Source organism: Pseudomonas sp. LRP2-20, from assembly GCF_024349685.1.
In the GTDB taxonomy this organism is placed as follows: Bacteria; Pseudomonadota; Gammaproteobacteria; order Pseudomonadales; family Pseudomonadaceae; genus Aquipseudomonas.
Window position 1 is genome coordinate 3,166,486 of the sequence record NZ_AP025944.1, and the last position, 11,133, is coordinate 3,177,618.

Annotated in this window: 7 protein-coding genes; all 7 read right to left on the reverse strand. The window is 66.1% G+C overall.

The window, feature by feature from the left end; translation table 11 throughout:
• Positions 1–60: 60 nt before the first annotated feature.
• The 7 genes from OCX61_RS14080 to OCX61_RS14110 all read right to left on the reverse strand — a co-directional run bounded on the left by OCX61_RS14080 (position 61) and on the right by OCX61_RS14110 (position 10,951).
• Positions 61–1,707 carry a fatty acid--CoA ligase gene (locus tag OCX61_RS14080; RefSeq protein ID WP_261940038.1) on the reverse strand — a complete coding sequence of 549 codons (1,647 nt, stop codon included), beginning with the start codon at positions 1,705–1,707 and terminating at the stop codon, positions 61–63.
• A gap of 11 nt (positions 1,708–1,718) precedes the next feature.
• A complete protein-coding gene (locus tag OCX61_RS14085) occupies positions 1,719–3,488 on the reverse strand; it encodes an acyl-CoA dehydrogenase C-terminal domain-containing protein (protein WP_261940039.1) in 1,770 nt (589 codons plus the stop codon).
• Complete coding sequence (locus OCX61_RS14090) at positions 3,481–5,946, reverse strand: efflux RND transporter permease subunit (protein ID WP_261940040.1); 2,466 nt, start codon at positions 5,944–5,946, stop codon at positions 3,481–3,483. Before OCX61_RS14090 ends, OCX61_RS14085 begins: the two co-directional genes overlap by 8 nt.
• A complete protein-coding gene (locus tag OCX61_RS14095; protein ID WP_261940041.1) occupies positions 5,946–6,923 on the reverse strand; it encodes a WD40/YVTN/BNR-like repeat-containing protein in 978 nt (325 codons plus the stop codon). The genes OCX61_RS14090 and OCX61_RS14095 overlap by 1 nt, the downstream gene beginning before the upstream one ends.
• A 22-nt stretch (positions 6,924–6,945) precedes the next feature.
• Positions 6,946–8,304, reverse strand: a complete 1,359-nt coding sequence (locus OCX61_RS14100; RefSeq protein ID WP_261940042.1) for a DUF1329 domain-containing protein — start codon at positions 8,302–8,304, stop codon at positions 6,946–6,948.
• Positions 8,305–8,342: 38 nt separating this feature from the next.
• The gene (locus OCX61_RS14105; RefSeq protein ID WP_261940043.1) at positions 8,343–10,298 is read right to left on the reverse strand and encodes a DUF1302 domain-containing protein; all 1,956 of its coding nucleotides are present in this window, start codon (positions 10,296–10,298) and stop codon (positions 8,343–8,345) included.
• An 86-nt stretch (positions 10,299–10,384) separates the two neighbouring features.
• Positions 10,385–10,951 carry an RBBP9/YdeN family alpha/beta hydrolase gene (locus OCX61_RS14110; protein ID WP_261940044.1) on the reverse strand — a complete coding sequence of 189 codons (567 nt, stop codon included), beginning with the start codon at positions 10,949–10,951 and terminating at the stop codon, positions 10,385–10,387.
• Positions 10,952–11,133 lie beyond the last annotated feature (182 nt).

An 11,133-nucleotide genomic window follows, 5' to 3' on the forward strand; every position in this document is an offset into this window, starting at 1 on the left:
ACCAGTTTCAGCGCACTTTAACGTCGCCCGCCGCCTGCCGCACCCGCTTTCTTGCGCCGGTTATTCGGTGAGCAGCGCCTGCCTGATCAGCTTCTTGTCAACCTTGCCCACGCTGGTTTTCGGGATCTGCTCTACACAACGCACCTGCCGCGGAATCGCCCACTTGTTCAGCTGGCCGCTGGCGACAAAAGGCTGTAGATGCTCGGCCAGTGTTGCCGCCTCCAGTGGCCGGCCATCGCGGCACACCAGCAATGCCAACGGCTGCTCGCCCCACTGTGGGTCCGGTACGCCGACCACCGCCACTGCCTCGACGGCCGGGTGCTGGCTGATCAGGCTTTCCAGCTCGACCGAGCTGATCCACTCGCCGCCGGTCTTGATCACATCCTTGATCCGGTCGCGGATGCGCACCACGCCACCCGCATCGATGCAGGCCAGGTCACCGGTATGCAGCCAGCCATCGCGCCACAGCGCGGCGCCTTGCTCCGCCTCCTTGAGGTAACCCTGGGTCAACCATGGCGCGCGTACCACCACTTCACCCAGGCGTTCACCATCGTGCGGCACGTCCAGGCCAGCGTCATCGACGATACGCAGGTCGACCAGCACGATCGGCATGCCGGCGTTTATGCGCAGCGGCACCTGCTCGGCCACCGGCAACGTCAGGTCCTGCGCGCTCAGGCGGGTGACGCTGAGCAGCGGGCAGCTTTCCGACATGCCATAGCCGCAATGCACACGAATGCCGCGATGGCTGGCTCGTTGCGCCAGCCCGACGGTCAATGCGCTGCCTCCGAGCAGCATCTTCCAGCCGACCAGGTCGGTACGCCGGCCCTCGTCGCTGTCGAGCATCATCTGCAGCACGGTCGGCACGCAGTGCGAGAAGGTCACGCCCTCCTCCCGGTACAGCCGCACCAGGCGGTTGGGCTCGTAGCGCCCCGGGTAGACCTGCTTGATGCCCAGCGCCGTGGCCACATAAGGCACGCCCCAGGCATGCACATGGAACATCGGCGTGATCGGCATGTACACATCACCTTCACGCAACAGGGGCTCAGCACCGCAGGCAGCCAGGGTCGCCTGCTCGGCCAAGGTGTGCAGCACCAACTGGCGATGGCTGAAGCACACACCCTTGGGGTGGCCGGTGGTACCGGTGGTGTAGAACAGCGTCGCCAGGGAATGCTCGTCGAAATCGGGGAAGTCGAAGCTGGCGCCAGCCGCGCTCAACAGTGCCTCGTACTCGCCCAGCGTGGGCAGTGACGGCTGGTCACAGGCGCCATCGCTGAGGCGGATGAAGCCTTGCACGGTTGGCAAATCCTCGCGCAGCTGCGCCATCAGCGGCAGGAAGTCGTCATGCACCAGCACCAGCCGGTCTTCGGCATGGTTCATGGTGTAGCGGACCTGCTCGGCCGACAGCCGCACGTTGACGGTATGCAACACCGCGCCGAGCATCGGCACGGCGAAGAAGCACTCCAGGGCGCGGTGGCTGTCCCAGTCGAGCAAGGCGACGGTGTCGCCAGGCCTGACCCCGGCCTCGGTGAGCACGTTGGCCAGGCGCTGGATACGTTCGACCAGCGTCGTGTAGCTGTAGCGCAACTGGTCGGCGTAGACGATTTCCTGGTTCGGCTGGTAGCGCACGCCAGACAACAGCAGGCGCTTGATCAGCAGCGGGTAGCCGTAGGCCTGGTCGGCGGCCGGCATGATACGGGTGGTGGTCATAGCGGCATCCTTCACAGCAGCTCGGCATCGAGCAGGTACAGGCTGCTGCTACCCGCCTTGACGCTGGCACTCAGCGAGTGGATGCGCGGCAGCAGGCGTGCGTAGTAGAACCTCGCGGTGGCCAGTTTGCTCTGGTGGAACGGCTCAGGTTGCGCCGTGTTGAGGGCGACTTCGGCCATGCGTGCCCAGAGGTAGGCATAGAGCGTGTAACCGAACACCTGCAGGTATTCCACCGAGGCGGCACCGATCTCCCGAGGGTCGCCCTCGCCACGGTCGAGGACCCAGGCGGTCAGTTCGTCGAGGTTGTGCATGGCCGCCAGCAACGGCGTGCCGAATTCGGCCGGCAACGTTGCGGCGTACGCGCTGACCTCTGCTGACAACTGGCGATACGCCTGGCCACCGTCGCCCAGCAGTTTGCGCCCCACCAGGTCGAGGGCCTGGATGCCGTTGGCACCTTCGTAGATCTGGGTGATGCGGCAATCGCGAATCAGCTGTTCCTGGCCCCATTCACGGATGTAACCGTGGCCACCGAACACCTGCTGGCCATGCACGGTGGTCTCCAGCCCCATGTCGGTGAGAAAGGCCTTGGCCACCGGGGTCAGCAACGCCACCTTGGCCTCGGCCAGGCGGCGGGCGCCGGCATCCTCGCTGTACTTGGCCAGGTCCAGCTGCAGCGCCACGTAGGTGGAGAATGCCCGCCCGCCTTCGTTCAGGGCCTTCATGGTCAGCAGCATGCGCCGCACATCCGGGTGCACGATGATCGGGTCGGCAGCCTGCCCCGGCACCTCGGCGCCGCTCGGGGCGCGGCCCTGCTGGCGGTCACGGGCATAGGCGATGGCATTCTGGTAGGAGCGCTCGCCCAGGGCCAGGCCCTGGATACCCACGCCCAAACGCTCGTAGTTCATCATGGTGAACATGGCATTGAGGCCCTTGTTCGGCTCGCCGACCAGGTAGCCAATGGCGCCGTCGAAGTTCATCACGCAGGTGGCCGAGGCCTTGATGCCCATCTTGTGCTCGATCGAGCCGCAGCTGACGGCATTGGCCTCGCCCAGTGCGCCATCGTCGTCGACCAGCACTTTGGGCACCAGGAACAGGGAAATGCCCTTGGCACCGGCGGGTGCGTCGGGCAAGCGGGCCAGCACCAGGTGGATGATGTTCTCGGTCAGGTCCTGTTCACCGCCGGTAATGAAGATCTTGGTGCCGCTGACCCGGTAACGGCCATCGGTCGCCGGTTCCGCGCGGGTGCGCAGCAGGCCCAGGTCGGTGCCGCAGTGCGGCTCGGTCAGGCACATCGAGCCGGTCCAGCGCCCTTCGTACATCGCTGGCAGGTAACGGGCCTTGAGCGGTTCGCTGGCGTGGTTGAGCAGCGACAGGCACGCGCCTGCGGTGAGCATCGGGTACAGGCCAAACGACAGGTTGGCAGCGTTGAGCATCTCTTCGAGCTGGGCACCGATCACCTTCGGCATGCCCATGCCGCCGTACTCCGGCACTCCAGCGACCCCCACCCAGCCATCTTCGGCAAACGCCCGATAGGCGTCGGCAAAGCCATCCGGGGTGGTCACGCGGCCGTCTTCCCAGCGGCAACCCTGTTCATCACCTGTGCGGTTGAGCGGCGCCACCACTTCGGCAATCAGCTTGCCGGCCTGTTCGAGCACGGCCCGGGCAGTGTCGGCGTCGACCTGCTCGGCCAGTGCCGGGGTCTGCGCCCACCAGGCCGGGATATCGAACACTTCGTTGAACAGGAAATCCATGTCGCGCAGTGGCGGAAGGTAATCAGACATGAGGCGAACACTCGGTTTCTTGGGTTGACGAACGTGACGCGGCACGGGCCCGGCTCGCCGCCGGGGCGCCATGGCCGCGCAGGAGGAAGTGCGACAGCGCCGGGATCAGCACCAGCGCGCCGAGCATGTTCCAGAGGAACATGAAGGTCAGCAGCAGGCCCATGTCGGCCTGGAACTTGATCGGCGACCAGGCCCAACCGACCACGCCGGCGGCCAGGGTGATACCCACCAGGCCGACCACGCGCCCGGTGAACGCCACGGCCTTCTGGTAGGCCTGGGCCAGCGGCAGGCCGGCGCGCTGGTGATATAGCTGCACGCTGAGCAGGTACAACGCGTAGTCGACGCCAATGCCCACACCCAGGGCGATCACCGGCAAGGTGGCGACCTTGACGCCGATGCCCATGGCCACCATCAGCGCTTCGCACAGCAGCGAGGTGAGCATCAGCGGCAGGATCGCCACCAGGGTGGCGCGCCAGCTGCGGAAGGTGAACAGGCAGAACAGGGTGACAGCCAGGTACACCAGCAACAGCATGCGGTGGTTGGCTTCGCGCACGACGATATTGGTGGCGGCCTCGATACCGGCGCTGCCGGCGGCCAGCAGGAACTGGCGTTCCTCGCCGCTGTTGGCCTGGGCGAAGCGCTCGGCGGTGGCGGCGACCTGCGCCAGGGTGTCGGCGCGGTGGTCCTTCAGGTACGCGATCACCGGCATCAGCGAGCAGTCGTTGTTGAACAGCTCCGGGGTGTTGACCGAAGCCTGCTGGGCCGCGTAGTTGAGCACGTCCTGATTGCGCTGCAGGCTGTTCAGGCGCGGGTTGCCCTCGTAGGTGCCGGCGGTGATCTGGCGCACCGCGTTGGCCAGCGACAAGGTGGTCTGCACCCCGGGCAGCTGCTGCAGCTCCCAGGCCAGGCGGTCGGCCAGCACCAGCGTCTGGTAGCGCAGGCAGCCTTCCGGCGGCGTCTTGACCATCACCGCGAAGGTGTCGCTGCTCAGTGCGTAGTGGCGGGTGATGAAGGCGTTGTCGCGGTTGTAGCGCGAGTCGGCGCGCAGCTCCGGGGCACCGCTGTCGAGGTCGCCGATCTTCAGTTGCAGGCTGCCCCACACCCCGATGGCGGCCAGGGCCACGGCCACCAGCAAGGCGCCCGTGGCCCACTTGCGCTCGGTGAAGCGGTCGAGCAGGTCCCACAAGCGGCCAAAGCCACGGTGCTGCGCCGCGCGGGCATCGATGTACAACGCGCGCTCGGCAGCCTTGCGGCCCACGCCGACATACGACAGCGCCACCGGCATCAGCAGCAGCGAGGTGAAGATCAGCACCGCCACGCCGATGCTGGCGGTGATGGCCAGGTCCTGGATCACCGGGATATCGATCAGCATCAGCACGGCAAAGCCTACGGCGTCCGCCAGCAGCGCGGTGACCCCGGCCACGAACAGGCGGCGGAAGGTGTAGCGTGCGGCGATCTGCCGGTGGGTGCCACGGCCGATGTCCTGGAGGATGCCGTTCATCTTCTGCGCGGCGTGCGAGACGCCGATGGCGAAGATCAGGAACGGCACCAGGATCGAGTACGGGTCGATGGCATAGCCCAGCCAGGCGACGATGCCCAGCTGCCAGACCACCGCTGTCAGCGAACACAGCACCACCAGCAAGGTGCTGCGCACGCAGCGGGTGTACAGGTAGATGATCACCAGGCTGGTGACCACGGCCAAGGCAAAGAACGCCATCACCTGGATCAGCCCGTCGATCAGGTCGCCCATCAACTTGGCGAAGCCGATCACGTGTATCTGATACTGGCCGCTGGCCTGGTACTGGCTGCGCAGGTGCTCGAGCTTTTGCGAGAAGGCGTGGTAGTCGATGCCTTTGCCGGTGGCCGAATCCTGATCCAGCAGCGGCACGATCAGCATGCTCGACTTGAAGTCGCGGGCCACCAGGCTGCCGACGATGTTGGCGCGCTCGATGTTCTGGCGCAGCTGCTCGATGTCGGCAGCCCCGCCCTGGTAGCCATCGGGCATCACCGGGCCGCCCTGGAAGCCTTGTTCGGTGACCTCGGTCCAGCGCACTGCCGGGCTCCACAGCGATTTCATCCAGGCGCGGTCGACGCCGTCACTGAGGAACAGCTCGTCGTTGATCTGGCGCAGGGTCTGCAGGTAGTCGGGGTCGAAGATGTCGCCGCGGGTGTTCTCCACCACCACCCGCACCGAGTTGCCCAGGCCGCGCAGCGACGGGCGGTTTTCCAGGTAGTTCTGAATGTAGGGGTGGCTCTGCGGCAGCATCTTCTCGAAGCTGGGGCGCAGTTCCAGGCGGGTCAGTGCCATGTAGCCCAGCACCAGGGTGGTCAGGAGCATGCACAGCACAAAGGCCAGGCGATGGTTGAACACCAGGCGCTCCAGGCGATTGCCCGAACGGGGGTCGAAGTCGGCGAGGTTGTGGATCACCGGCAGTGGGTCTTGGCGGATATCGGCCATCAGGGTCTTCTCTCGTCGAAGGTGCGCACGCCCCGCTCGCCCACCAGCACCAGCCCGGTAGCGGCAGTGCTGGCAAGCGCGGTCACCGGGCCGCGTGTGGCTTGTGGCTGCGGGCTGAAGCTGGCGCCGCCATCGCGGCTGAGCAGCAGGTCGCCAGCCTGGCTGGCCAGCCAGACATCGCCGGCAGCCGTGAGGCTCGCGGCCGTCAGGCTAGTCTGCACGCCACTGCTGACCGGCTGCCATTGCTGGCCGCCGTCGGTGCTGCGGTAGGCATTGCCACGCAAGCCGTAGATCACCAACAGCCCGGGTTTGCCCACGGCTCCGAACAAGGTGCCGGCATAGGGCGTCGGCACCTGGGTGAAGCGCTCACCAGCGGCATCCAGCTTGAGCAAAAGGCCCTGCTCGCCGGTGATGTACAGCGCCTCACCAACCGGCGCCAGGCTGGTCAGGTGCAAGCCTTGCGGGTTGTCGCTGTGGTCCTGCCACGGCAACCAGTGCTGGCCGCCGTCCTCGGTGCGCAGCAACAGGTTGAACAGGCCCACGGCATAGCCATGCTGGTCATCGCTGAACCACACATCGAGCAAGGTGCTATCGCTGCCGTCGGCCAGCGCACGGCCATCGAGCTGCTTTTCCCAATGCTGGCCACCGTCACGGCTGTGCAGCACCACACCGTCGTTACCCACCGCCCAACCCTGCTCGGCGGTGGCGAAGCTGACGGCATTGAGGTCGGCACTGACCGGCACCTGGGCCTGCTGCCAGTGCGCGCCCTGGTCGTCGGAATACAGGATGTGCCCACGCGGGCCCACCGCCACCAGGCGCTCACCGGCCCGGGTCACATCCCGCAGCGCACTGCTGGCGGCCAATGCACTGGGCATCGCCGGCAGGTCCAGCACGTCGGTGAAAGGCGCTGCCTGGGCCGCGCCTTGCAGCGCAACCCAGCACAGCATCGCCACGCTGCATCGTTTGAAGACAGACATTGCGAACCTCTGCGCCATGCGCTCAGCGGATGCCGTTGCCGGCCAGCGATTCAGGCGACCACTGGGCCTTGGACAGCGGGTCGATGTAGCGGATACCGCCATAGGCACCGACCACGCCGTTGAGGTTGTAGGTGCCGCCGACCAGGTCGTAGATCATGAACGGCGTGGCGTCCGGGGTCTGCTTGTCGTAGCTCTGGGTCAGGAAGGCGAACGAGCCACGGTACAGCTGGCCGCGGGCGTCGTACTGGTCGGAGGCCAGGGCGACCCAGCTGTCCTCGTCGAGGTAGAAGCGGCGCTTGTGGTAGATGTGCCGCGCACCGTCCTTGAGCTTGCCTTCCACCACCCACACACGGTGTTTTTCCCAACGCACGAACTGCGGGGCAAGGTGGTTGGGGGTGATCAGCTGCTTGACGTCGGTGTTGTAGGTCAGCTGGTAGGTGTTGTACGGCACGTACATTTCCTGCTTGCCGACCAGGGTCCAGTCGTAGCGGTCGAGGGCGCCGTTGAAGACGAACACGTCATCGTAGGTGCCGGAGCCCGAGGTGCCGGGGTTGGGCGTGTCGTAGGCCAGGTTCGGCGCCAGCTTGACCCGGCGCTGCCCAGGCAGGTACTGCCAGGCGCTGCGCGGCTGCACCAGCGGGTTGGCGGCATCGCGCAGCATCATTGCTTCGCCGGCGCGGCGGGCGGGGCCGGTGTACACCAGTTTCATCTGGTAGTACGTGTCCTTGGCGCCGATGGGCTTGTTCATGTCTTCGTAGATCGGGTAACTGATGTTGGCCTGGCCGGTGGTCGACAGCGTGGGCTTGCCGGCCGCATCGACGTTCCACGAATCGTACTTGGCGGTCATGCTCACGCCCTGATAGCGCAGCAGGAAGTTCCACATCGCCTCGGCGCCGTTCTGCGGGATCGGGAACGGGATGCCCGGCAGCACGTTGTTCACGGCGGTGCCACCCTCCTGGCTGTTGGCGCCGGTGGCGTTCTTCAGGGTGTTGTCCAGCACCGCCTGGGGCAGCGCGACGCTGCGGTGGGTCGGGTAGACATCAACGCGCATGGTCGGGAAGCGCTTGAGCAGCTCAAGGGTGGTGGCCGTCAGTTGGGCCTTGTACTGCTCGGCGTTCTTGCCATCGATGACCAACAGCGGTTTGTCGCTGGCGAAAGGGTCGGGGCGCATGCTGGCGCCGCTCTGGTAGCTGGCGGGCGGCGTCAGCAGGCCGCCCTGGTAGGCCGGGATCGAGCCATCGGCATTGGCGGCCTTTTCCGCGCCAAGAGTGGTCAGGCTCTTGCCCAGCTTGGCAGCCTGGTCAGGGGATACCGCGGCGTGGGCCGCGTTGAAGGCAGCCAGCGACAGGCACGTGGCCAACAGGGTGTTCACGTAGTTCATGATTGTTGTTTTCCTGTGAAGTCTGTGGGGGACAGGTCTCAGAACGTGGTCTTGAGGGTCAGGTACAGGGCGCCACGGTCTTCGGTGGTGGCACCACCGCCGGAGAAGGAGGCATAGCCGCCGCCGTAGCAGGTGTAGTCCTGTTCGCCGTCGAGGGCGTTCGGCGTGCTGCCGTCGGTTTGGCCATCCTTGCAGGACTGGGTCTTGCCGAAGCTGTCGACGTACTTGAGGTCGACGAAGTACTGGTTGTAGATGGCGGCGCTGACGCCGACCGCATAGTTGCCGGTGTCCTTGGCACCGCCGCCCTGCACCGGCGACACCCCGTCGATGCCGACGTTGACCGACAGTGGCAGGCTCAGGTCCATGCCTGGCAGCACCTGGAACCAGGTGGGCGTGAAGTTGACGGCGATGCCCCAGTTGTCGCGGGTCGGCTGGTCGATGCCGCGGTAGCTGCGCTTGCCCTTGTACAAGGCCTCGTTGTGGCCATCGAGCTTGAGCAGGTTGCTGTAGAACAGCTCGCCGAGCAGGGTCGCCGAGTCGAACAGCGGCGTGTTGCCGATGGTCATCAGGCCGTTGAGGGTCCAGTGCAGGGTTTCGCCGGTGGCGCTCAGGCTGTCGCCGTCCTTGGGCACGTCGTAGATCACCCCGCTGCTCGCCAGGCGTGGCGGCAGCAGGCCGAAGCCGCCACCCAGGCCAGCGGTGCCAGGGGCACTGACGATGGCCGGGATGCTCGCCAGGGGCATGTGGTGGCGAATGTTGAGGTCGCTGCCGACGCTGACGCCGCCGATGTCCTTGGACAGGCTCAGGCCATAGATGTCGATGTCGTCGGCATAGGCGAACTGGTAGGTGGTGCTCTGCAGCGAGTTGTACAGGTTGCCGACGGCCCCCTGGCGGCTGCCGGGCGGGTTGCCGAACGGGCCCCTGGCCACGGTCATGCCACGGGCATCGAGCCAGGCCTGGGGCAGGATCTCGGAGGTCTTGCGGTAGTAGAAGCCCAGGGTGCCACCGAGCCACTCGGGCGACCACTTGGCCATGACGCCCCAGTCGCCGCTGTTGCGCGGGGTAAGGTCGTCGCCTCGGCGGATGGTGGTGAGCGCACCACGCACCGGGATCAGCCCGGGGGTGCCGGTGTGGCCAAGCAGGAAGCTCTGGGCACCCTCGCCCACCACGTCGGAGCCGCCATAGTAAGTGCCGGCCTCGGGCAGGCGCGCGGCATCCCAGTCGAAGAAGTACTGCGCGCCCAGGGTCAGTTCGGGGTTGACCATGAACGACGTGGACAACTGGTTGCGCGGTACGAACAGTTCCTTGGCTTCGGTACCGGGTGAAGCCGCCAGCTTGGCCAGGTCCAGCCCGGACTGGCCGTAGCTCAGCGAGTGCACCGGGTTGAGCAGGGTTTCACCCCAGAACAGGTTGTGCTGGCCGACTTTGGCGCTGACCTGCGACTGCTCGCCCACATCGCGGCTGAAGAACACGAAGGCATCCAGCACTTCGCCTGACGGGCCGCTGTAGTAGCGCTGGGCATAGTTGCTCAGGTGGGGGCTGCCCAGTGGCACGCCGGTGCCCGGCAGGCCGTTGAGGCTGGGGTTGATGCCGGACTGGTCACCGTTGCCGTTGACGAACGGGTTGCTGTTGGAGCCGGTGTTGTCATACGCCTTGTCGTACCAGCTGGCGGTGCTGACACGAAAGCCGGTGTTGCCCTGGTAGACCACGTCCAGCTCGGTCAGCAGGTCGACCCGATTGGTGACCGTGGTGCCGGCCTTGCGGAAGTTGTAATCACCGTCGTTGCTGTTGGGCGTGCCCAGCATGCGTTTGTCGGCACTTTCGGTGCGTACGCCATAGTTGTACTTGACCGTGTTGTCGAAGCGCACGGCCCAGTCTTCGCTACCGGTGGTGACTTCGATGGCGTGCGCGCCGGGCAGGCTGAGCAGGCTGATGGCGCAGGCGAGCAGGCAGCGCTGTGGCTTCACAGCACGGTGAATGCGGTGTTCTGGCATTGCGATGACTCCACTTATTGTTCTTGTTGTATTGGGCCGCCCGTCATCTGCGGGCTTGGCCTGGGCATCCGTGCGCGGTTGGCGGATCAGTGGTCCAGGCGGCGAATCAGGTTTTCGGCCAGCGGCCAGGGGCCGAAGCCGGCTGCCGGGTTGAGGTGGCCGACCGCGCCCAGGGCGACCAGCTCGCTGCCCCAGGCCTGGGCCATGGCACCGGCGGCGTCGAAACTGGCCAGGTGGTCGTTGCTGCTGGCAGCGACGATGCTGGGGAATGGCAGCGGCGCCATCGGCAAGGGCGACCAGCCCTGCTCGGCCAGACGTTGCGGGCTGGGGTAATGGGCCGGCCACTGGGCGTCCAGGTCAGGCGGTGCGGCCAGCAATGCGCCCTTGATCGGCCGCTGGTAGCGGGCCGCCCAGTGAGCCACCATCAACACGCCAGCGCTGTGCGCCACCAGCACCACCTCACCGTCGACCTGCTCCAGCTCGCGCTGGATGGCTTCGACACGGGCGTTGCAGCTGAGCCCGTCGACCTGCAGCGGTGGCACGCTGCGGACCTTGGCCAGGCGCGCTTCGAGCAGGGTTTGCCAATGCTCGCTGACATGATCGCGCAGGCCGGGGATGATCAGCACGGTGGCGGCGGTTTGCAGTTTTTCCACGTCGGAACCTCGTTTTGCATCGGGGCTTGGATCGGGTACGAGGTTCACAGTAATGAGGGGGCTCGGCGGGTGCTTCACATTGCGCGTCAGTGGCTTTTCATTTGATGACAAGGTGCTGTTGCGGGCTTGTGCTTCTCAATTGATGACACGCAGGCTATAAATCACAGACCGCCTGACGGAAA